At 64.2% G+C, this 22,721-nt stretch carries 17 protein-coding genes; 7 read left to right on the top strand and 10 right to left on the bottom strand.

The window, feature by feature from the left end; translation table 11 throughout:
- The first annotated feature begins 41 nt into the window (after positions 1-41).
- Genes ACIPZG_RS15475 through mobA form a run of 3 tightly spaced genes read left to right on the top strand, consistent with a single transcriptional unit; the run spans position 42 to position 2,673 of the window.
- Positions 42-1,451 carry an AAA family ATPase gene (locus tag ACIPZG_RS15475; RefSeq protein WP_400715142.1) on the top strand — a complete coding sequence of 470 codons (1,410 nt, stop codon included), beginning with the start codon at positions 42-44 and terminating at the stop codon, positions 1,449-1,451.
- A gap of 6 nt (positions 1,452-1,457) precedes the next feature.
- Positions 1,458-2,093, top strand: coding sequence for a retron Ec78 anti-phage system effector HNH endonuclease PtuB (ptuB, locus tag ACIPZG_RS15470; protein ID WP_400715140.1), 636 nt, complete (start codon positions 1,458-1,460; stop codon positions 2,091-2,093).
- Positions 2,086-2,673: a molybdenum cofactor guanylyltransferase MobA gene (gene mobA / locus ACIPZG_RS15465; RefSeq protein WP_400715138.1), complete on the top strand. Its 588-nt coding sequence runs from the start codon at positions 2,086-2,088 to the stop codon at positions 2,671-2,673. Before ptuB ends, mobA begins: the two co-directional genes overlap by 8 nt.
- Before the next feature lie 48 nt (positions 2,674-2,721).
- On the opposite strand, the gene ACIPZG_RS15460 is transcribed toward mobA, so the two are convergent.
- The 5 genes from ACIPZG_RS15460 to peaA all read right to left on the bottom strand — a co-directional run bounded on the left by ACIPZG_RS15460 (position 2,722) and on the right by peaA (position 9,057).
- Entirely contained in the window at positions 2,722-4,395 is a 1,674-nt protein-coding gene (locus tag ACIPZG_RS15460; protein ID WP_400715136.1) for a fatty acid CoA ligase family protein, read from the bottom strand.
- A 136-nt stretch (positions 4,396-4,531) separates the two neighbouring features.
- Positions 4,532-5,653 carry a quinohemoprotein amine dehydrogenase subunit beta gene (peaD, locus tag ACIPZG_RS15455; protein WP_400715134.1) on the bottom strand — a complete coding sequence of 374 codons (1,122 nt, stop codon included), beginning with the start codon at positions 5,651-5,653 and terminating at the stop codon, positions 4,532-4,534.
- 32 nt (positions 5,654-5,685) lie between these two features.
- Positions 5,686-6,009, bottom strand: coding sequence for a quinohemoprotein amine dehydrogenase subunit gamma (gene qhpC / locus ACIPZG_RS15450; RefSeq protein WP_008091708.1), 324 nt, complete (start codon positions 6,007-6,009; stop codon positions 5,686-5,688).
- A 1-nt stretch (position 6,010) separates the two neighbouring features.
- Entirely contained in the window at positions 6,011-7,441 is a 1,431-nt protein-coding gene (gene peaB / locus ACIPZG_RS15445) for a quinohemoprotein amine dehydrogenase maturation protein (protein WP_400715132.1), read from the bottom strand.
- 50 nt (positions 7,442-7,491) lie between these two features.
- Positions 7,492-9,057, bottom strand: coding sequence for a quinohemoprotein amine dehydrogenase subunit alpha (gene peaA, locus ACIPZG_RS15440; protein ID WP_400715130.1), 1,566 nt, complete (start codon positions 9,055-9,057; stop codon positions 7,492-7,494).
- 432 nt (positions 9,058-9,489) lie between these two features.
- Here peaA and ACIPZG_RS15435 point away from each other — a divergent pair, with 432 nt between their 5' ends.
- Positions 9,490-10,983 carry an aldehyde dehydrogenase gene (locus ACIPZG_RS15435; RefSeq protein ID WP_008091713.1) on the top strand — a complete coding sequence of 498 codons (1,494 nt, stop codon included), beginning with the start codon at positions 9,490-9,492 and terminating at the stop codon, positions 10,981-10,983.
- A gap of 183 nt (positions 10,984-11,166) precedes the next feature.
- On the opposite strand, the gene ACIPZG_RS15430 is transcribed toward ACIPZG_RS15435, so the two are convergent.
- The 5 genes from ACIPZG_RS15430 to ACIPZG_RS15410 form a co-directional block, all read right to left on the bottom strand.
- Positions 11,167-12,009, bottom strand: coding sequence for an RHS repeat-associated core domain-containing protein (locus ACIPZG_RS15430; RefSeq protein ID WP_400715128.1), 843 nt, complete (start codon positions 12,007-12,009; stop codon positions 11,167-11,169).
- A gap of 581 nt (positions 12,010-12,590) precedes the next feature.
- A complete protein-coding gene (locus ACIPZG_RS15425) occupies positions 12,591-13,883 on the bottom strand; it encodes an NAD(P)/FAD-dependent oxidoreductase (RefSeq protein ID WP_400715126.1) in 1,293 nt (430 codons plus the stop codon).
- A complete protein-coding gene (locus ACIPZG_RS15420) occupies positions 13,876-14,553 on the bottom strand; it encodes a S8 family serine peptidase (protein WP_400715124.1) in 678 nt (225 codons plus the stop codon). Before ACIPZG_RS15420 ends, ACIPZG_RS15425 begins: the two co-directional genes overlap by 8 nt.
- Positions 14,543-16,276: an ABC transporter ATP-binding protein gene (locus ACIPZG_RS15415; protein ID WP_400715122.1), complete on the bottom strand. Its 1,734-nt coding sequence runs from the start codon at positions 16,274-16,276 to the stop codon at positions 14,543-14,545. Before ACIPZG_RS15415 ends, ACIPZG_RS15420 begins: the two co-directional genes overlap by 11 nt.
- A gap of 1 nt (position 16,277) precedes the next feature.
- Complete coding sequence (locus ACIPZG_RS15410; protein ID WP_400715120.1) at positions 16,278-18,191, bottom strand: sigma-54-dependent Fis family transcriptional regulator; 1,914 nt, start codon at positions 18,189-18,191, stop codon at positions 16,278-16,280.
- A gap of 448 nt (positions 18,192-18,639) precedes the next feature.
- Here ACIPZG_RS15410 and ACIPZG_RS15405 point away from each other — a divergent pair, with 448 nt between their 5' ends.
- Genes ACIPZG_RS15405 through ACIPZG_RS15395 form a run of 3 tightly spaced genes read left to right on the top strand, consistent with a single transcriptional unit; the run spans position 18,640 to position 22,716 of the window.
- Positions 18,640-19,968 (top strand): hypothetical protein, encoded by a 1,329-nt coding sequence (locus tag ACIPZG_RS15405; RefSeq protein ID WP_400715118.1) that lies wholly within the window; start codon positions 18,640-18,642, stop codon positions 19,966-19,968.
- Positions 19,969-20,000: 32 nt separating this feature from the next.
- Positions 20,001-22,229 (top strand): Ig-like domain-containing protein, encoded by a 2,229-nt coding sequence (locus ACIPZG_RS15400; protein WP_400715116.1) that lies wholly within the window; start codon positions 20,001-20,003, stop codon positions 22,227-22,229.
- Between the two features lie 16 nt (positions 22,230-22,245).
- On the top strand, positions 22,246-22,716 hold the full coding sequence (locus tag ACIPZG_RS15395; RefSeq protein ID WP_400715115.1) for a curlin: 471 nt from the start codon (positions 22,246-22,248) through the stop codon (positions 22,714-22,716).
- The last annotated feature ends 5 nt before the right edge of the window (positions 22,717-22,721 follow it).

Here is a 22,721-nt window from a genome sequence, read left to right as displayed (position 1 = left end):
CCTTGTAGGCTGGGAGTTCCTGAACTCAGTGGAGGACCCCTGTGAAGCTCTCCCGGCTACGACTGCGCGATTATCGCTGCTTCGAATCACTTGATATCGATTTCCACCCTCAAGTGACTGTTCTGGTCGCTTCGAACGGTGTGGGCAAAACTTCAATCCTTGATGCCATCGCAGTAGCTTACGGCCCGTTTGTCGGTGCGTTCGACGAAGCGGTTGGCAGCCATTTCGAGCCTCGAGACATACGCCAGTTCGCAGTTCGTAAGACATCCTCTAATGAGATGGAGTACGCCGCCAAAGGTGTGAGCATGGAGGCAGAAGGTACTATTCCGGGAAGCCTCATGCATTCTCTGGATATAGGGCTGACTAGTGCCTGGCGCAGAAGCCTTTCGAGTGCGACGAAGACCAAGACCACGGTGAAGGATGCCAAGGAGCTGAGTGATTATGGCAAAAGGCTCCAGGAGGCCGTTCGCACACCAGGTAATGAGGTGTTACTACCACTCATCGCCTACTACGGCACTGGTCGACTATGGCAGCAGAAGAACAAGAAACGTGAATCAGCTCCCCTGCAGCGCACTTCGCGGACGGTTGGCTACACCGACTGCCTGGATCCGGCCTCCAGCTACAAATCCTTCGTGGATTGGTTCCGCTACTGGAGCATCAGCGCCAAAGAGTACCGCTACAAAGCGATGGAACTTGAAAAGCCACCACGCTCTTCAGAATTCGACGACTACATCGAGTCGGTGAGCACCGCCGTTGATATCTGTATGTCCCCTGCGGGTTGGCAGGGGATTGAGTACTCACTGGCCAAGGAAGCACTGGTTTCCTATCATCCCGAATTCGGCCAGCTTCCTGTGGAACTATTGAGCGATGGCATCCGAAATATGATTGGGATGGTCGCAGACATTGCATTCCGCGCCACCAAACTCAATGGTCAGCTGGGTGCCTTGGCAGCCCGGGAAACTCCCGGAATCGTGCTGATCGATGAAGTGGATATGCACCTTCACCCAGAATGGCAACAAGCAGTAATACCTTCGCTAACCAAGGCTTTTCCCAAGATACAGTTCATCGTCACCACCCACAGCCCTCAGGTGCTCAGCACCGTTGGTAGCGAATCGGTGCGGATGATCCGCAGCGGACGCGACACTGAGTCGGGTCGGATGGTCACATTGATAGAAAGCCCGCAGTGGCAGACCCGTGGTGTTGCCAGCACGGACTTGCTAGCACGCATCATGGACGTCAATCCGGTTCCCGACGTACCCGAAGCGATTTGGATCAACCAGTTCCAGGCTCTGATCCAGCAGAATCTGCAGGGCTCGGCCGAAGGAACTGCACTGCGCGCAAAGCTGGAGCAGCATTTCGGCGCTGGGCACCCCATCATGCTGGAGTGTGATCGCTTGATACGTCTGCAAAGCTTCAAGCAGCGACTGCCCAAAGCCATAGGCAAGGAGTGACGCTAGGTGCGACGGTTGAACAGAGATGTAGAACCGCCCGAGGGCCTGAGCCGCTATCGTCACGGTCGCGATCAGTGGGCCAGTATCACACTCGATAATCGCCAAGAGATATGGGACAAGCTGGACGCTATGCAAGGAAAGCGATGTGCCTATTGCGAAGCCGATATCAACCACGAAAGACGGCACATTGAGCACTTTCGCCAACGGGACCGCTACCCCCGAGGAACATTCGACTGGCACAATCTCTTCGGCTCCTGTAACCGCACAAGCACTTGCGGGAAGCACAAGGACAATTGTGGTGCCTACCGCCATGAGGACCTGATCAAGCCAGATGTGGAGGACCCTGAAGCCTTTCTAGTTTTCACCCCTAATGGTTCCGTCCAACCAAGAGCCAATCTCAGCGCAAGAGACAGGAACCGAGCCGAGCAGACCATTCGAATACTCGGTTTGAACGGCGCACTGACGCAGATCAGGCTGGAGCAGATACGTGGCCACCTTGATACAGCAGTGATGATCGCAGAGCTGGCCAAAGAGTATCCCGTAGATGAATGGCTGCCGTTCCTTGCTGACGAGCTCTCGCTCATTACCGATCATCCGTTCGCAACCGCCATCAAGCATGTACTGACACCACAAAATGAATGACATTTCACCTTTCTGCCTTTCGCATTGCTCAATACTGATTCTCGCCGGCGGCCGTGGCCAGCGCATGGGCGGCCGTGACAAAGGCCTGGTGCAATGGCGCGGCGAGCCGCTGGTGGCGCATGTGCAGCGCATCGTGCAGCCACTCAGCGACGATGTAGTGATCTCATGCAACCGTAACCAGGACCTCTATCGCCCATTTGCCGATCAACTGGTGGGCGATGCCGAAGCGGACTTCCCCGGGCCATTGGCCGGCGTGATCGCTGGGTTGGCGGCGGCGCGGCATGAGTGGGTGGTGGTGCTGGCCTGCGACGCGCCGTTGGTTGACCGGGGGTTGATCGAGGATTTGCTGAAGTTGGCGGTTGCCAATGACAGTGCAGCCATGGTGCGTCAGGGGGGGTATTGGCAGCCGATGTTCAGTGTATTGCCGCGCCGGCTGCTGCCGGGGCTGGAGCAGGCCTGGGCGGCGGGTGAGCGGAGTTTGCAGAAGGCCCTGCTGGTCGAGGCGGTGCAGGGGCTGGAATGCGCCGAAGGGGATGCTCGGTTGAGCAACTTCAACAGCCCGGACTTGTTGCAGGGCTGAGGGCCCCATCGCCGGCAAGCCGGCGATGGGGCCATCAAATCCAACCCATCAACTGCCAGACAACTCTTCGATACTGATCTCGCGCATCCTGAACTTCTGAACCTTGCCCGTCACCGTCATCGGGAACTCATCGACAAAGCGGAAGTACCTGGGCACCTTGAAGTGCGCGATCCGCGCCCTCGCCCACTCGCGCAGCTCGTCTTCGCTGGCCACATGCCCCGGATGCAGGCGCACCCAGGCCACGATCTCCTCCCCGTACTTGCTGCACGGCACCCCGATCACCTGCACGTCGGCCACCGCCGGATGGGTGAAGAAAAACTCCTCCAACTCACGCGGGTAAATGTTCTCGCCCCCGCGAATGATCATGTCCTTGCTGCGCCCGACAATGCGCACATAACCCTGCTCATCCATCACTGCCAGGTCACCGGTGTGCATCCAGCCTTCGGCATCGATGCTTTCCGCCGTCGCCTTGGGGTTGTTCCAATAACCCAGCATCACGCTGTAACCCCGCGTGCAAAGCTCGCCTATCTCGCCGCACGGCACGGTATTGCCGTCGCCATCGACCACCTTGTTCTCCAGCCGTGGCTGGGTACGGCCGACGCTGGTCACGCGGCGTTCAAGATCGTCGTTGGCCCCGGTCTGCAGCGACACCGGGCTGGTTTCGGTCATGCCATAGGCGATCTGCACCTCGGCCATGTGCATCTCGTCGATCACCCGGCGCATCACTTCGATCGGGCAGGTAGCACCGGCCATGATTCCGGTGCGCAGGCTCGACAGGTCGAAGTCGCGGCGTTGCGGGTGGTCCAGTTCGGCGATGAACATCGTCGGCACGCCGTACAGCGCCGTGGCTTTCTCTTCGGCCACGGCACGCAGGGTGGCCAGCGCGTCGAAGGCATCGTTGGGATAGATCAGGGTGCTGCCGTGGGTCATGCAGCCCAGGTTGGCCATGACCATGCCGAAACAGTGGTACAGCGGCACCGGCACCACCAGGCGGTCGTGCTCGGTCAGGCCGAGGCTTTCACCGACCATGTAGCCGTTGTTGAGGATATTGCTGTGGCTGAGCGTGGCGCCCTTGGGGAAACCGGTGGTGCCGGAGGTGTACTGGATGTTGATCGGGTCGCTGCAGCGCAATTGCCCCTGGCGTTCGGCCAGGGCCTGGTGGCTGACCGCTTCGGCGCGCGCCTGCAGGTCATGCCAGGCGAGAAAGCCCGACGGCGGCGCAATGGCCAGGCTGACCACCCCGCGCAGCTCGGGGAAGCGCGCGCAGATCAACGCGCCGGGCTGCCCTTGCGCCAGGCCTGGGATCAGGCTCAGCAGCATGGCGTGGTAGTCGGAGGTCTTGAAGGCATCGGCGCAGATCACCCAGCGGCAACCGGACTGGCCGAGGGCGTAGTCCAGTTCGCTGGCGCGGTAGGCCGGGTTGATGTTGACCAGGATCGCGCCGACCTTGGCACTGGCGAACTGGGTGATGCACCACTCGGCACAGTTGGGCGCCCAGATGCCTAAACGGTCGCCAGGTTGCACGCCCAGGGCCATGAGGGCGCGGGCGTGCTGGTCGACGGCGTCGGCCAGTTGCCGCCAGGTGTAACGCAGGGCCTGGTGGCGCACCACCAGGGCTTCGCGGTCGGGGAAGCGGGCGACGGTGGCGTCGAAGGCATCGCCGATGCATTGGTCGAGCAGGGCTTTGTCCTGGTTGCCTTGGGTATGACTGGGCTTGGTCATCAGAGCGCACTCTTTGAGATTGTCGGGGGCGCTGTGCGCCCCTTTCGCGACACAAGGCCGCTCCTACAGAGGTACGCCGCTGCCTTTGTAGGAGCGGCCTCGTGTCGCGAAAGGGCTGCGCAGCAGCCCCAGCGATCTACCGGATAAACACCTGCGGCGTAGTGGTCGACATGTCCCCCCCCGGCAGCTTGATGTTCTTCACCTTCTCCAGCGTTTCCGGGTCGAACACCGCCAGGTCATTGAAGGTGCCGCCCAGGTACAGCTTGTCGCCCTTGGTGTCGAAGGCCACACAGTAGTAAGTGTGGTCCAGATTGGCGGCCTTGATCAGCTTGCGCTGCTTGATGTCATACCGCGCCAGGCGGTTGAGCACCCCGTAGATCTGGTTCGGGTCCTTCGGCGAGCGCAGGCCGGTGAAGTACAGCTCGGTCAGGTCGGCGAACTCCTGGGTGTGGGACTTGCCGGTCTTGAGGTCGACGCTCAGGTAGCCATACAGCAGCTCGGCAGTGTTCGGGTCCTGTTTTTCATCCTTGAACTTGGCAATGGTGTAGAGCATCGAGAACTCGTGGCGCGGGCTCTGGTGCGGCCAGAAATACAGCACGTCCGGTGCGCTGTAGCCCTTGCGGTTCCAGTTGCGCAGCGGCAAGGCCACCTCGTACTTGCCGGTCTTGACGTCCATCTTGTAAAGGTCAGGCCCGGCGATGAACAGGCTGCCGTCATCGGCAGCGCGCATCAGGTACACCTGGCGCGGCATCGGGAAGGTGCGCACCGGCTTGGCGTTGACACCGTCGGCGGTGCTGAACACCTCCAGGCGTGGCGGCTTGACCACGTAGTGGTCGTTCAGGCGCTGGGTCGGGTTGACCGTGGCATAGATTTCCTTGCCGTCCGGACTGATGGCGAACGAGTACATCGACTTGCCGACTTCACCGGGCACGCTCGAGAGGTCGGCGTGGAAGGTGGTCTTGCAGGTGTCCAGGTCGACGCCGTAGATGTCGGCATAGTGGTTGTTGAGCACGTAGGCCGTGTGCTTGTCCGGCGCGATCATCGCGGTGCCGGGGCCGAAGCTGCCGGGCAGCGTGCAGCTCTTGTAGAGCGTGTCGCTGGCCACGTCGATCAGGTGCAGGTTGTTCGGGTAGTTGGTGGTGACCAGGTATTCCTGGCCGGCCTTCAGGGCCTTGCCTGTGTCATCGGCCTGTACCGCCCAGGCGCAGGCCGTGGCGGCGATGGTGAGCGCGAGTTGCGCGCAGCGTCCAGCATTCATGCGGTTTCCCCTTGTCATTCTTGTCGGGCCGGTCACTTGTCTTTCGGGAACACGGTGCCGAGGTTGCGCCAGTCGTCCTGGGAGTTGGTCGCCTGGGCGTTCCAGTCCTGGTAGGTGCTCATCATGTCCGGCACCTGGGCCGGCCACCAGCAAGGGTCGGAGCAGCCATACAGGTCGGCCTCCATCGGCTGGCACAGCGAGCTCACGCCGCCAAAGGCGTCCACTTCCCAACCCGGGTCGGTGGTGGCGGTGCAGCCGGCGACGGCGCTCATGGCCATGACTTCTTCGACGCGGTCTTCGGCGGCGGCCTGCTCAAGGATGCGCGCCTTGTTGTTGAGGGGCTTCAAGTGCTTCATGTCAGTGCGCCTTCCGCGGAGTGATGTAGCGATCGATGAAGGCCGGGTTGGCGGCCATGATGCGGCTGTAGACCTCGATGCCGAAGTCGACCCAGTCGCGCATCAGCTCGCAATAGTGGTAGGTCGGGTGCTGAGGGTCGCCGTAGCGCGCGTAGCTTTCGTGGTAGCAACCACCGGAGCACAGGTTGCGGATACGGCAGCTCTCGCAGCCGGTGTTGCTGCGGTCCAGACGCTGGGACAGGAAGTCGTTGAGCTGCGCCTGCTTGACGCCCTGGTGCACGTTGCCGAAGGTCGGCAGGCTGGAGCCGGTGAAGCGGTGGCACAGGTTCAGCTCGCCCTCGTGGTCCACGGCCAGCATCTTCAGCCCGGCGCCGCACGGCAGGGCCTTCTTGTGGCCCTCGTGGATGTCGGTGATCAACTGGTGCAGGTTGGAGAAACCGATGTTGCGGTGCTCCAGCGCAGCGTCCAGGTACCGCCGGCCCAGCGCCTTCATGTTGGCGAACACCTCGACCAGTTCTTCGCCGGTGAGGTTGAAGTCGGACATGTCGCCAGAGGTGACCGGGGCGAAGCCGACTTCGGCAAAGCCCATCTCGTTGAACAGGTGGTTCCAGATGGTCTCGACATCGGTGATGCCGCGGGTCAGGGTCACCCGCGCGCCGACCGGGCGGCTGGTGTAGCGCGACAGCAGCATGTCGGCCTTGCGCCGTACCACGTCATAGGTGCCCTGCCCGCCCACGGTGATGCGGTTGCGGTCGTGCACGGTCTTGGGCCCGTCGATGCTCACCGACAGGCCGAAGCGGTGGGCGTTGAGCCAGTCGACGATCTCTTCGGTGAGCAGCGTGGCGTTGGTGGTCATGATGAACTCCACCTGCTTGCCCGCCTCGGCGAAGCGCCGCTCGCAGTAGGCCACCATGTGCTCGATCAGCGGCCGGTTGGACAGCGGCTCGCCACCGAAGAACACCACGCTGTAGCGCTGCTCGTCGGGCGACTCCTTGAGCAGCATCTCCACCGAGGCTTCGGCGGTGGCGGTGCTCATTTTCTTGCCCGCCGACGGCTTGTCCAGGTCTTCCTTGTAGCAATAGGTGCAGCTCAGGTTGCAGCCGGTGTTAACGTTGAGCACCACGGTGTTCAGTGCAGTGCGCTCGACCTGCTTGAGGGCGATTTCCGGGGTCAGCGGCGAGCCGTCGCTGACCAGCTCCAGGGCGATCAGCTCGCGCAGGGTTTCCTGGATGTCCTGCCCGGCAAACTGCTGGCCGAGGCGCTGGGTCAGCTCCTCGGCGCTGCAGCCTTGCTGGCGCAGGGTGTCGATGATGCTGCCGGTCACCGCATCGGTGGCGAACAGCGAACTGCTAGGGATATGGAACAGCATGCGGTCAGCGTCGACTTGCACTTCGTGCAGGTTGCGCTCGACCAGGTTCAGTAGTGCGCCCATGGCGACCTCCGAGTAATCGATCCGTTAGATGTGCGCTTGGTAACCGCCCCTTATGGCAAGGGCGGGTTGTTCCAGCGCTGAACGGTGACGATCATGTGCCCCTCGCCCGTCTGGCCGCCGTCAGCCAGGGTGGCGATAACCTTCAGGTTGCCGGCGTTGTTGGTCATCATCTTGCGCGCCGGGTTCGGACCCGCGCCGCCTGGCACGAACACGCCGTCGGCCTGCATCTGGCCGGCGAACTTGACGTCTTCGTCCTCGACCGCACGCTCGTTGAAGGCCTCGACCTTCCAGGTCGCCGGCAGGTAGCCGATGCGCAGCGGCTGGCCGCTGGCGTCCTTGCCCCAGGCTTCGGCCTCGAAACGGCCCTGGACTTTCGGCACCGAAGCGCCGTTCTCGCCGATACGGGCAATGGAGAAGGCCGGCACCACTTTGACTTCCTCGACCTTGTCGTAGACCGCCAGGTTGACGCCCTTCAACGCCCCGACCGCGACTTCACGCTGACCTGGCTTGGCATCGGCGGCGGCACGCGCCTTGACCCGCACCAGGGTTGGGGTCTGCTCCAGCACCTCGGTCACTTCGACACCTGCGCCCAGGTCTGGTTTGCCGTCAAGGCCAGTCCCCACCAGGGTGATCTCGCTTTCGCCGCCGGCCTTGATGAACGCCGGTTGCACCGCCAGCAGGCGGGCCTTGCCTGCCTTCACGGCGGTGAAGTCCAGCCCGCGCTCATCGTGATCGGCCTCGTACATGCGGCCTTTCATCTCGCCATCGAGCGCCGCGAAGACCTGGCGCAGGTTGGCCTCGCCGACCTTGACGTTGCCGCGCCATTCATAGCCGTTGTAAAGAATCGCCGTGCCGCTGCCGTTGAACGGCGTGCCGTCGGCGTAGGTGCCTTTGACGTCGACCTTGAAGGTGTCGCCCTGGTCGGGGCTGACCGTCATCACGCCGCGCACGTCACCTTTGGCGAGCATGTGGCCACTGAAGGCCCACTGCCCCGGCAAGGCATCGGCCTTGGGCTTGGCCTTCTGCCATTCGGCCCATGCCGGGCTTTCCAGCGGGAAGCGCTTGGCCAGCTCCGGCACCACCTGGGTCAAGGCGATGTTCAGCCAGTCGCGGTCGCGGGCCTGGGCCTGGTATTCGAGGGACGGCCACTGGCCGAGGTGGAAGTTGACCAGGTGCTCCCATTCCTGCGCCGGGCGGCGCTGCAGGGCGACGCGGGCCCCGGAGTGGCAGCGGCCGCAGGTTTCGCTGAGCATGCTGTCGAAGTGCTCGACGGTGTTGAGCCGGCGCTCCATGGCGTAGCGCACGCCGTCGGTCTCGCTTGGCGCCAGGCCCTGCTTGTCGGCCAGGTACTTGACCAGGGTGCGGCGGTCGTCGTCGCTGATCTGCAGGCCGTGCATCACTTGCATGCGGGCGATGCTCATCAGCCAGCCCTCGGGCGTCTTGCGCTGATGGCTGATGCGGCTGTAAGTATCGTTGCCCTCGGGGATATGGCACCCCATGCACTTGTTCTGCAACAGGCTCGGGCCCTGTTCGGCCGCCATGGCCTGGGTGCCCAGCAGAGCGGCGGCGACAAGCGCCAGTTTGCCCGCATGCTGCCGGAGTCGAGTCGTCTTCAAGGTCAGACCTCCACGGTGTTGTTCTTATCGTTTTCGCACGCTTTGGTACAGCAGGTGTGCATGTGACGGTTGTGATACAGAAACTGTGCCACATGCTTGGAATTCGTTGTATTTCAGGCGCTTAAGGGCTTTTGAAGGCCCTTGTGCGCTGGGTGAGGCCGAGTAGGACCGTGCCATTTCGCGACAGGGTGTTTCAGGTTGAGACAGGGCCTGCTGCGCAGGCCATTCGCGGGACAAGCCCGCGAATGGGCCCGAACAGTCACTGTTTCACCACCGTCTCACACCGTCTCAATGTGCAACAGCGCAACCACGCAATCGCGCCCTTGCACACAGGCAAACCCAAGGCAGCACAGGCCTTTGCGCCCATTGCACCACCTTGGCACGGCCATTGCGCCAGCCCCCGCCACATCCAATGACAAGAGGCACCGCCCCATGCTTTCCGAACTGCCCATCCTGCCCGCCACCCGCGCCTTCCTCGAGCGCAAGCTGAAGATGCGCATCGGCGCCGACTGGCAGGACGCCGCCAGCGGTCGCACCCTGTCGTTCCGCAACCCGGCCACCGGCGAGATCCTCGGTGAAGTCCCGGCCGCCGAGGCCGAAGACGTCGACCGCGCCGTGCGCGCCGCCCGCCAGGCCTTCGACGATTCGCCCTGGAGCCGCCTGCGCCCGCGCGAGCGGCAGAACCTGCTATGGCGCCTGGCCGACCTGATGGAGCGCGATGCGCAGCAGCTGGCTGAGCTGGAGTGCCTGAACAATGGCAAGAGCGCTGCCGTGGCCAAGGTCATGGACGTGCAGCTGGCCATCGATTTTTTGCGTTATATGGCCGGTTGGGCCACCAAGATCGAGGGTAGCACCGTCGAGGCCTCGATGCCGTTGATGCCCAACGACCAGTTCCATGGTTTCGTGCGCCGCGAAGCGGTAGGCGTGGTGGGCGCCATCGTCGCCTGGAACTTCCCGCTGCTGCTGGCCTGCTGGAAGCTCGGCCCGGCCCTGGCCACCGGCTGCACCGTGGTGCTCAAGCCGGCCGACGAAACCCCGCTGTCCGTGCTCAAGCTCGCCGAGCTGGTGGATGAAGCCGGCTACCCGGCCGGCGTGCTCAACGTCATCACGGGCACCGGCCTGAACGCCGGCGCCGCACTGAGCCGCCACCCCGGGGTGGACAAGCTGACCTTCACCGGCTCCACCGAAGTGGGCAAGCTGATCGGCAAGGCGGCGATGGACAACATGACCCGCGTCACCCTTGAGCTGGGCGGCAAGTCACCGACCATCGTCATGCCCGACGCCGACCTGCAACAGGCCGCCGCCGGCGCCGCCACGGCGATCTTCTTCAACCAGGGCCAGGTGTGCTGCGCAGGCTCGCGCCTGTACGTGCACCGCAAGCACTTCGACAACGTGGTGGCGGACATCGCCGGCATCGCCAACGGTATGAAACTGGGCAACGGCCTGGACCCGTCGGTGCAGATGGGCCCGCTGATCTCGGCCAAGCAGCAGGACCGGGTCACCGGTTACATCGAGCTGGGCCGCGAGCTGGGCGCGACCATTGCCTGCGGTGGCGAAGGGTTTGGCCCGGGGTACTTCGTCAAGCCGACGGTGATCGTCGATGTCGACCAGCGTCATCGCCTGGTGCAGGAAGAAATCTTCGGCCCGGTGCTGGTGGCGATGCCGTTCGATGACCTGGATGAAGTGATCGGCATGGCCAACGACAACCCGTATGGGTTGGGGGCGAGCATCTGGTCCAATGATCTGGCGGCGGTGCATCGGATGATCCCGCGGATCAAGTCGGGGTCGGTGTGGGTCAACTGCCACAGCGCGCTGGACCCGGCGCTGCCGTTTGGGGGATACAAGATGTCTGGGGTGGGGCGTGAGATGGGGGCGGCGGCGATCGAGCATTACACCGAGCTGAAGTCGGTGCTCATCAAGCTCTGATCAGGCATTTGTAGCGTTCTGGAGATCGAGCGCCGCCCACGCGGCGCTCGACTTACGCCGCTCCACGAAGCCAAGACATACAAAGCATCGAGCGCCGCACGCGCGGTACATCCACCATGACACAAGACATTGGGTACCGAAGGCAACTTAACCGGCAGCAATCAACCTTTCCAGTTCGCTCATTCATCTGCGATAGGAATTTCTACGAACAAGATAAGCTCCTAATTCCGTCCGAACCACCACCCTATCAAGAGCCGCCTCACGAACCACATAGCTATCTCTAATTCTAATACCATCGCTAATGTTATCAATATCAACGCCCGCCTTCAGGCCCTTGAAGTCTTTTATAAAAACGCCAAACACATGCCCTTGCCCTTTCTCACGGGACATCATTCCAGTGTACATCTCAGCTACATCACGGCTCTGTGAAAAATAAAATCCCGGCCCAAAAACATTTCGCTTGCCAGATTGAAGCTTAACTTTTTCTTGCAAAGAGGATGCGTGCCCTATTTGACTACCGTGATACCCCACAAAATCGTAGTCATCTACTGCAATGCCTCCGCGCGTCCACAATGGCGCCTCGATGGTTCTCTGTTCATACGTTCGGGACGTTTCAGTAAAACGACGCTTTTCTTTGAAAACTGCCCCTTCTCTCTTCGGAATTTTATGCCCACCCAATTTTTTGGTGATCCGTCCATACAATCTGGAAAAGAACCTCCCGAATGGCACATGCCCACTTGGATCTCGAAAATTTATTGGATCCTGTTGGCAATAACCATAAGGGTTTAGGCCTCCGAGTCCGAACGGACTCATGCTATCCGGGGAATTGAAACGCATCAAAATGGGATTAAACCCTCGATAGCCTCTGCCAAGCAAATAATGACCCGTCACCGGATCTGGCCGCTCACCATTGAAGCCGAGCCACCCAGAACCTGACAAGCGATGACCATAAGGTGTGTAAGCAATGGGCTGTTGTGACTGGGCGCCCCAGTTCAGGGTCCGTTGCATTAGCGTATTATTTGTCATAAAAACGCTCCAAGAAAGTTAACTTGCTTTCATAGAAAATATCCATAACAAAGAGCTGCAACTGCACGCCATCATATTCTGTACCGCAAACGGAGTGACGGCGCGGAGGCAGACTTCGCTATCGCTGATTGCATTTACCTTTGTTTTTCGATAAAAAATTTGGGACCGGAAAGCACCAAACTGGATCTCGGAAATTTATCACCCCGAGCATTAACCGAATGAATTCAACCCACCCGATCCGAAAGAATCATGATTCCGGCATTAAGGTCTTGACGCTTCAGTCTCACATTTCAACTTGAGAACCGCCACTGGCAAAACTGATAGTATTGGAGTGAAATTCAACTCGATCGATTGCGGATAAATCCGCTCCAACAGGTGTTGCACCAGGCCATAGTTGCCAACCTTGTGGGTACGACGCGATGCTTCGGCGGGCGCCAAGGGCGGACAACCATGGCCTGACAGACCGTGGCACGTTGCAACAAATGTAGGAGCGGATTTATCCGCGATGCGCCGCGCGGGCGGCGCTCGATTTACGCCCCACCGCAAAACCCAAGACATGCACCTGGCAACACCAAATATCCTCAACCATACCCCTGCTCCCCCAGCCACCGCCGCACCATCCCCTGCTGCTGCAAAGGCAGACCCTTCAACACGTCCTCAATCCCCAGCCCATTGCAAAGCCCGCGCACCACCGGTGCCAGCGCCACCCCTTGCAAATGCCAGATCCCCAACGGCTGATCCGCCGTCACCACCACCTCGGCCTCATCCACTAAGCCGTCGCGCAACACAGGCCGCTTCTCCACCCGCACCGCCGCCCAATCCGCGTCCAGGTGCAGCGGCTGCGCATCCGGCCAACCCCGACGCCGACCCCAGAACGCCAGCCCCGCACGTGTCTGCTCCTGGCCATAGAAATCCCGCCCGATCCGGGCAAAACGCAGGAACAGCTGCTCGACCCGCTGCTGGTGAAAGCGCTGGGCCAACGCCGCCCGCTCAGGCTTGCGCAACAGCGTGTTGACCACCACAGGCGCCTGCAACGCCGAAGACAACGACTGGAAAATCCCATTCCCCGACAATGGGTCAACCGCCATGGCGGCATCCCCCACCCGTATCCAGTCATCCCCCACGCACTCGCCAGCGAGGATCGCCGTGCTGCTGCGGGCATGCACGTGCGCAGGCTCCAGCGCTCGGGCGCCGAACAGTTCGGCCACCAACGCCGAACCGCGACGGCGCTCGGCGCAGTATTCAGGTAGCCCGGCCTTGCCCGGCAACCCGGCGGCCTCCAGGGTGATCTGCCAGTAGCAGCGGCCATCGGCACGCCTGGCCATCCACGCCCAGCCCTCATCCAGGCTTTCCACAGCCGATGCCGGTGCACCCGGCTCACCCTGCCAGAGGTTCAGCAGGCTGACGGTCTCTGGGCCGCGCAGCCGATCTGCCGCCAGCGGTGCCTGGCGGCCACGCGCTTCGACCAGGAACTCCGCCTGCAGCACCTGCCCGTCGTCCAGGCTGATGCAGTACACGCCCTTGCGGGTAACTTCGCGAACGCGCCCCCCGACCACGGACACCCCTGCCCGTTCCAGGTCAAGACGCAGGGCACGGTCGAAGCACTGCCGGTCGAGCAGAAATTCCTGATTCAGCTTGAGGTGCTGGCCGTTCCAGCGCACCTCGCGGGTCGCCGGCATCGCCGCTTCTGCCAAGGCGGCGCCCAGGCCAGCGTTACGCAGCCCCTCCAGGACCCGCTGGGAAACCCCTTCGAGCGCCGCAAAACGCCTCCAGTCGGAAACCACGGTAACCGGGTAGCCCAGGCGGCGCAGGCCAAGCGCCGTGGCCGCGCCGGCCGGGCCGGCGCCCAGCACCAGAATGCGGGGTTCAGGCATCCCCAGCCCCCCGCCGCTCCGGGCCGATGAAGCTGGCGTGGGCCTGCATCCAGGCCAGCACCTGCTGACGCTCAAGGCCCGGCTGTTGCTGCAGCAGCGCGGCGATGCGCCCGGCCACGGCCGCGCAGCCGAGGCTGGCGCCGGCCATGCTGCGTTCGCCGACATGGCCGCCGAAGTCGGCCTGGGCGCTGCCCAGCCACGACCACTGGCCCGGCGCGCAGCGAGCATCGCCGGTGATGCGGATCACCCCGGGGTAGCTGGCCGGGTAGACCGCCGCGCCTTGCGCTGGGCTCGACGCGCACAGCAGCACGCCCGCGGCCTGAACCTCGGCGCAGGCCTGGCGCAGCACCGGGCGGTCCTGCTGCAGCCCGAGGCTGAGGTTGATCAGCGTGGCGCCCTGCTCGGCCAGCCACAGCAGGGCCGCGGCCACCTGCAGGGCGCTGGTGCTGCCCTGTTCGCCGAACACCTGGGCCAGCAGCAGCGGCACCCTGCCCGCCTCGGCATGCAGGCGCGCCAGCACGGCACTGCCATGGCCCAGGCGATCCGGCTGCAGTTCGCCTTCACGCAGCACACCTTCTTCCAGCCAGAACCGACGAGCCGCCTGCATACCTTCGGCCTGCGCCTGCGTGCAGCCGCTGTCGACCAGACCGACCCGCAGTTCAGTGACCATGCTTGATGGCCTCCTGAGGCAACACCCGCAACTGCCCGTCCTGCAGGTGCAGGCGCAGGTCGGCATCGGCCAGGGTCGAGGCACGGTGGCTGATGAGGATGCGCGTGCGCCCGGCGAACAGTTCGTCGATGGCGGCAATCACTTCGCGCTCGGTGGCTTCGTCCACGGCCGAGGTGGCTTCGTCCAGCACCAGAATCGACGGTGCCTGAAGCACCGCGCGGGCGATGGCGATGCGTTGCTTCTGGCCACCGGACAACTGCTGGCCGCGCTCACCGAGCAGCCCGTCCAGGCCCAGCGGCAGGCTCTCTACCAAGGCGTCCAGATGGGCCAGCCGCACCACCCGTTCGAGCGCCTCGCGGCTGGCCTGGGGGGCACCGTAGGCGAGGTTCTGCGCCACGGTGCCACGGAACAGCACGATGTCCTGGCTGACCACCGCGATGCGTTGGCGTACGGCGCCCAGGTCGAGCTCGCGCAAGTCGGCGCCGTCCAGCAGGATGCGCCCGGCATCCGGGTCATAGAAGCGCTGCAACAGGTCGATCAGGGTCGACTTGCCCACGCCCGAGGCACCGCTGATGGCCACCTTCAGACCGCCCGGCAGGCAGGCATCCACGCCGTCCAGTACCGCGCCCTGGCGGCCGTCATGGGCAAAGCGCACACCTTCCAGGCGCAGCTCGCCTGGCCCCTCCGGCATCGGCCGAGGCGCAGGCGCTTCGTGCACCGCCACGGCTTCCTGCTTCAACTCCATCACCCGGCCCAGGCTCACCGCCATGCGCTGCACCGCCACATACAGCCCCAACAGGCTCTGCACCGGGCCGACGGCCATGCCCATGTAGGTGGAAAACGCGATCAGGGCGCCCAGTTGCCAAGTGCCCTGGATCACCCACCAGCCGCCCACCAGGAACGCACAGGCGCGGCACCACGACGTCAGCGTGCCGGGGATCGCCTGGGTGAAGAACTCGGTGACCTGCACCTTGAGCAGCTGGCGCATGTAGCCTTGGCCCAGCTGATCCAGGCGCCCGGCTTCGCGGTCTTGCTGGCCGGCGGCCTGGATGAACTTCATCGCCGGCAGCGTCTCGACCAGAAACGACGAGACATCCGCCGAACGCTCGCGCAGGCTGCGCACCTCGCGCTCGACCTTGCGCCGCATCCAGCGCAGCCACAGCACCTCGATCGGGATCAGCAGCGCCAGCAGCAGCGACAGTTGCCAGGACAGCATCAGCATCAGGCTCACCGCACCGACCAGGCCGATCACCGCGGACACCGCCGAGAACAGCGAATCCACGGCAAAGCGCTGGATCTCGGCAACGTCGCCATCCAGCCGGGACAGGATGTCACCCGTGCGCCGGCGCCCGTAGAAGGTCGGCGACAGCCGTTGCAGGTGGCGATACAGGTCGTCGCGCAGGGCAAACAGGATGCGCCCGGACAACCGCGTGTGCAGGTAGCGGTTGACGCCCGCCAGCACGGTGCCCAGCAGGCCGGCGACGATCATGATCGCCGCCATGTGCCAGAGGGTCTGGTAATCCTTGGCCAGCAGGCCCTCGTCGATGAGTGTCTTGACCAGCCAGGGTTGTGCCAGGGCAAGCAGCGATGCGCCCAGGGACAGCCCCAGCAACACGCCGATGGCACGCCGCTGCGGGCGCACGAAACCATACAGCCAGGCCAGGGCCTGGCGCATGAGCACAGGATCGCTGGACTCCACCAGCCTTGAGAACAAGCCGCCCATGTCAGCCGCGCAACTGTTTGAGTTTGCGGTACAAGGTCGCCCGGCTGATGCCCAGCGCCTCGGCGGCCGCCGAGACATTGCCCTGGTGGCGCGCCAGGGCGTTGCGGATCAGCTCAAGCTCAGTGTCCTTCAAACTCCCGGAAGGCGTGCTACCGCTGGCCAGCTCATCGAGCAGGCAGTCGGTGAGGTGGTCGAGGGTCAGCACTGGCTCGTCGTCTTCGCGCATGGCCAGGGCGGTACGCACCACCATTTCCAGCTGGCGGATGTTGCCCGGCCAGTCGAAGCCTTCGAGCAGCGCGGTCAGGGCCGGATCGAGGCTGACACCCTTGGCCCCCGCCTTGTCCAGCAGACCTTCGATGATCGATGCCAGGTCATCGCGCTCGCGCAGCGCCGGCAGGCGCAGCGACACACCGTTGACCCGGTAGTACAGGTCTTCACGGAAATGCTGGTCCTGCACCAGGCGCTTGAGGTCGCGGTGGGTGGCGCAGATCAGCGCCACGTCGATGTCCTGCTCGTCGCCCGCGCCCAGCGGCGCTACCCGGCGTTCCTGCAGCACCCGCAGCAGGCGCGCCTGCAGGGCCAGCGGCATGTCGCCGATCTCGTCGAGGAACAGCGTGCCACCGTGGGCCTGCATCAGCCGCCCGACCATGCCGCCACGGCGCGAGCCGGTGAAGGCGCCGTCGCGGTAGCCGAACAGTTCCGATTCGATCAACCCCTCGGGGATGGCCGCGCAGTTGACCGCCACAAAGGCTTTGTCGGCCCGCGGGCCGGCCTGGTGCAGGGCACGTGCCACCACCTCCTTGCCGGTGCCGGTCTCGCCCAGCAGCAGCACAGGCAGGCCACTGCTCAGGCCCTGGCGCGCCATGCGCAGGTTGCGCGTCAGGCGGGCATCGCCACCGGCCAAGGCCTCCAGCGCCGGCGACTTGTTGGCCAGGGTCGGCTTGACGGGCGCGCTGGCGCCATTGATCTGGCTGTGGCGCGGCAGCTGCAAGGCACGGAAGAAGAACTCGCCCTTGGCGGTCTGCACGCTGCTCACCCCGCCCTGCCACAGGCGCGCGATGAAGGCCGGCGAACGCTCGCCCAGCAGGTCGCTGCTGCGCCGGCCGAGCAGGCCCTGGCGTGACACCTGCAGCAACTGGCAGGCGTTGTCGTTGGCGGCCAGCACTTCGCCATCCAGGCTCAGCGCCAGCAGGCCGTGCCAGGCGCTGTTGAGGTATTGCGGGCGGCTGTGGAAGGCCAGCACCAGGTGTTGCGGGTGGCACAGGCTGAACATCCGGCTTTCGATATTGCCGGCGGCCAGCATCAGCATCGACAAGCTGTCCTGGGGCTGTGCCATCACCCCTTCGCGGGTGATGTCGAGCACGCCGATCACCTCGCCGTGCGGGTCGCGCAGCGGCACCGAGGTGCAGGAGAACGGGCTGAGCCGGTCCAGGTAATGTTCACCGCAGTTGATCAGGGTCGGGCGCCCCTCGACCACGGCTGTGCCGATGGCGTTGGTGCCGCGCAGCGATTCGCTCCAGCAGCTGCCGGGGTGCAGGTCGCGCAGGCCTTCGCGTTCGAGCACGTGTTTCTGCCCTTCGATGGCCAGCACGTTGGCCTGGGCGTCGCCGAGGATGATGATGCCGGCCTTGCCCTGGCGCGCGACCAGGTAGTCGAGCTCTGGGGTGACGGCGTCCATCAGCAGGCGGTTGCGTTCAAGCAGGGTGCGCAGGTCGTGGCCTTGCTGCAGGCCCAGGCCGACCTGTTCGCCCTGCAGGCAATCCAGGCCATGGCCAAGGCTGCGGCGCCAGGAGGCGTCGATTTCGTCGCGCAGCATGCCCAGCGGCAGCTCGCCTTCGCTGGCCAGGCGCAGGCGGGCCTGGCGGGATTCGTTCAGCGGGTCTTGGGCGTTTGTTATGGGTAATTGTCGCGCCATTTTCTACTCCAGCTGTGCCGCCTCACGGTAAGGGGCAACGGGCTTGGGATTTTTTTCCGCAGTGTGCGGGAGTTTTCTCTGGGCGTCACCCGTGAAGATCGCCTTGCCCACAGGCTTTGAGAGCTGCGCCGTACCTGTGGGAGCCGGCTTGCCGGCGATAGGGCCCTAACAGACTGTTAATCCTCTAGTGCCTACCCCGGCCTCATCGCCGGCAAGCCGGCTCCCACAAGGATCGCGCGAGTCGTCAAGGCATGCCCCACCGTCAACCCAAACCCCCAATCCTGGGGGACTGCCCCCATGCGGGGAAGGCCCACAGCCACCCGGCAGCCAACCTAAAACCCTTACCGCACAAGGCCTGCAGCCCCATTTCAAAAACTTGGCACGGCTGTTGCCGCTCCCCTCCCAAACGCCCCAAGTCCATGGGCCCGTTTGCAGGAGGAATTGACTCATGCACCGACCGCTACCCAAACCGCTTGCTGTAGCGATCTTCGCCAGCATGCTCCAGCTCCCGGCCCAGGCTGCGTTGTACGCCGTCGACCCGGGGCCCTATATCCAAGCCAATGGCAAGTTCGCCGCCTGGTACCAGGACTCCCATGGCCGCACCCTCGACCTGTGCCTGACCAAGGCCGTCAGCTCACGTGTCGCCGGTGCCCCTGGCGCCCCCGCGTACATGTGCACATTGCTGCCCACCCCCGGCGTGTTCGACGACACCCAGCCGATCGTCTTCCCCACCAACTTCCCGGATGAAGCCTTCTGGTTCACCGCCGACGCCGCCATCGTCGACGCTGCCCGCGGCATCGACCTGAGCTTCGGCACCGCGATCGAGGCAGCATTCGCCGCCGAAGAGCCCGCCGAGGGCGACCAGGTCAGTTTCGCCCGGGTCCGCATTCGCGTCGACGTACCGGTCGCCGGTACCTACGTGGTAACCCACCCCTATGGCGTCGACGTGTTCGATGTGCCGGCCGGCGGCCGCCGGGCGATCAACATGACCCGGGACATCGGCATCGCCGGAGCAGGCGATTTCAGTGGCGCGCTCAAGGGCGATGTCGGCCCGTTCCTGCGCAGCGTCAACGGCCCCTACATTGAAAACGGCGAGCGTTTCATCGGCGACCCCAACCTGGAGGAGCGCGTCACCGGCAGCCCGTTCAACACCAACTTCGTGCGTATCGAAGGCCCCAACGGCATCGACCTGCGCACCGAGCTGTTCTCCATCTCCGGCAAGCTTTCGGATGTCGCTCGCCCCACCCCGCTGATGCCTCAGCGCAGCACCTACTCGCGGCACATGGAGAACGGCGACCTGCGCGCCCAGCAAGACATGTTCGTGCTGGCGCCGCCACCACCTGCCACCGTCACCCTCACCAGCCAGACCCCCAACCTGTCCCTGACCGAGGCCAACGGCACCGGCACCTGGTATGCCCAATCGGCAATCAACCCGGACCCCGGCACCGTACTGCAGATCAATGCCGACAACAGCGTGGCGATCCCCAGCAGCAGTGCAACCAACGCCGCCCTGCCGCTGACCGACCTGGTCACCATCACCCGCGCCGAATACAGCCTGGCCAGGGGCGAACTGACCCTGGTCGCCAGCAGCAGTGACGAAACGTCACCACCCGCACTCACCGCGCGCACCGGCAACGGGACAGTCCTCGGCAACCTCAGTGGTGACGGTGCGGTGAAGTCGTTGACCGCCAACCCCAGGCCCCTCCCTCCGGCCAAGGTGCAGGTCGACAGCGCCTACGGCGGAAGCGACAGCGAAGACGTGGTGCTGGTGCCATGAACAGACAAAGGCTCAGCCTTCAAGGAGGCAGCATGAACACTTGGCCACGCCGTGCGTTGTTAGCCGCCGGTTTCTCCCTCACTGTCACCAGCGCGGCCTGGGCCAAGCTCACCGAGGTCGACCCAGGCCCCTACACCTTCGCCACCGGTGGCTACCCGCTGTGGTACAAGGACGCCAACAACCAGTCGCTGGAACTGTGCCAGTCGCGCGCCACCAGTTCACGGGTCGCAGGTGCACCGGGCGCACCGTCCTACATGTGCACCCTGCTGCCGGAACCGGGCGTCTACGACGATGCCCTGCCGCTGGTGTTCCCCAACAACTGGCCACCGGAAATGTTCTGGTTCCTGGCCGAGGCCACCATCCCGGCAATCGGCAACAGTGGCTACGAACTGGACGCCTACGTCGCAGGCCTGGAGGCGGCCTTCGCGGCCGAGAACCCGGTCGATGGCGACCAGCAGAGCTTCGCCCGGATCCGCATCCGCGTGTCGGTGCCCACCGCCGGCATCTATACCATCACCCACCCTTACGGTGTCGAGACGGTCAACGTCACTGCGCCTGGACGGCGGGCGATCAACATCACCCGCGATATCGGCATCGGCGCGCCCGGCAACTTCAGCGGTGCGCTCAACGGCGCCCTTGGGCCCTTCCTGCACCGGGACGGCCCGGCCTATACCGAGGTCAACCCGGATACTGGCGCCGTCGAAACCTTCATCGGCGACCCGAACATCACCGAGCCTGTGACCGGCAGCCCGAACGGCACCAACTTCGTGCGCATCCAGGGCCCTGCAGGCACCATCGAGACCAACCTGTTCACGCTTTCCGGCAAGGTCCTCGACAGACGCGCGCAAACCCCGGTGACGCTGGAGCGGGCCACCTACTCGCGCAACGGCACCGGCACCCGAGTGGAGGTATTCGCCAAGGCGCCGACCAGCGCCAGCCTGTGCCTGCGCAACGGTCTGGCGCTGGTCGGCTCACCGCCTTCACCGTGCCAGTTCAACATGCTCACCGACGACCGCGGGCTGTTCTTCAGCCAACAGTTGAGCCAGGCCGCACCGCCCTCGGTGGTGGTGGTCACCGCCAGCAACGGCACCACCACCCAGCCGACCGCGCTGTCGAGCAAACCGATCGACGTGGTCAAGATCAGCACCGCGCGCTACGAGTGGGCCAGCAAGAAGTTGGTCATCGAAGCACGCTCCAGCGACGAAGTCGTGCTGCCTGACATGCTCGCCCAGGGCTATGGCCGCCTGTCCAAGGGCGGCGGTTTGCAGACCCTGACGGTCAACGACGTGAACCAGCCGCCTGCTACCGTGACGGTCAAATCCGCCCATGGCGGCAGTGACGTGGAACCCGTGGTGGTGGTCGGCAATGCGCCGGTCGAAGCCGAGAACAAACCACCGCTGGCCCAGGCCGACGTCGGCAGCACCAGTGTCGGCGTGCCGCTGACCTTGAACCTGCTGCAGAACGACAGCGACCCGGACGGCAACGTGCCACTGAGCATCAGCGACCTGACCCAGCCGGGTACCGGCCTGGGTGGGGTGGTACTCAACGGCAGCACCCAGGTGACCTATACCCCGCCGGCCGGTGCCACCCAGCCACTGGTGGCCACCTTCAGCTACCGCGCCATGGACGCCAAGGGCCTCAAGTCGCCAGTCACCAACGTCACCATCAACGTCGCGCCCAACCAGGCGCCGACCGCCAACCCCGAAACCGTCACCACCCTGGCGGCGCCGCTGACCATCAACGTGCTGGCCAACGACACCGACCCAGAAGGCAACCTGCCGCTGGCGGTGGCCAACTTCTCGCAACCGGCTCCGGGTCGCGGCACGGTGACCAGCGATGGCACCACCATCACTTACACACCACCGGCCAGTGTTCCGACGGCCTTCACCACCACGTTCACCTACCAGGCGCGTGATTCGCTCGGTGCGGTGTCCCCCAGCGGAACCGTCACGGTCAACGTGCAGCCACGCCCAGCGGCAGAGACCTTCGCGGTCACTGCAGCAAGCGTACTGGCGCGCTCGAACAACCGTTACAACTGGGATATCAGCGGCACCTCCTCGGTGACCACCGGCAACACCATCACCGTGCGTGTCACCACCACCACCGGGGTGCAGACCCTCGGCACCGCCACGGTACCGGTCACCGGCCGCTGGCGCCTGACGGTCAGCAACAGCACCACGCTGATCCCCACCGCCAGCCCGACGGCAACCGTCACCAGCAGTCAAGGTACCAGCCGCACCGTCGCCGTGACCGTGCAGTAAGGCCAAGGAGAACGCCATGAAACGCCTGTACCCGCTGCTGCTGTGCCTGGCCCTGGTAGGCCAGGCCCAGGCCGACGACCTGATGGACAACGCCGACCTCGCCGTCGGCAGCGACCTCGGTGAACCGGTGATCATCCGCCTGCTGCCCGCTGGAGCGGGCCAGGTGGCCGTGATCGAGCAGCAAGGCTCGGGCAACCGCGCCGCCCTCGACCAGAACGGTCAGGCCCTGCTGGGCCGTATCGTCCAGGCCGGGGGCGCGCAGGAGGCGTACATCCTGCAAGAAGGTAGTGACCTGATGGCCAGCATCAGCCAACAGGGAAATGGCAACAGCGCGTCGATCCGCCAGAGCGGCACCAGCAACAGCGCCAGCATCGACCAGATCGGCAACGACAACAGCGCCAGCATCGTGCAGGCCGGCTCGGGCCTCAGCAGTTCCGTGACCCAGGCTGGCAATGGCCAGCATGTTCAGATCACTCAATACCGATAGACCTG

Origin of the sequence: Pseudomonas sp. NPDC089395 (assembly GCF_044749525.1) — a bacterium.
GTDB lineage: Bacteria > Pseudomonadota > Gammaproteobacteria > Pseudomonadales > Pseudomonadaceae > Aquipseudomonas.
This window is presented reverse-complemented; position numbering and strand designations above follow the sequence as displayed.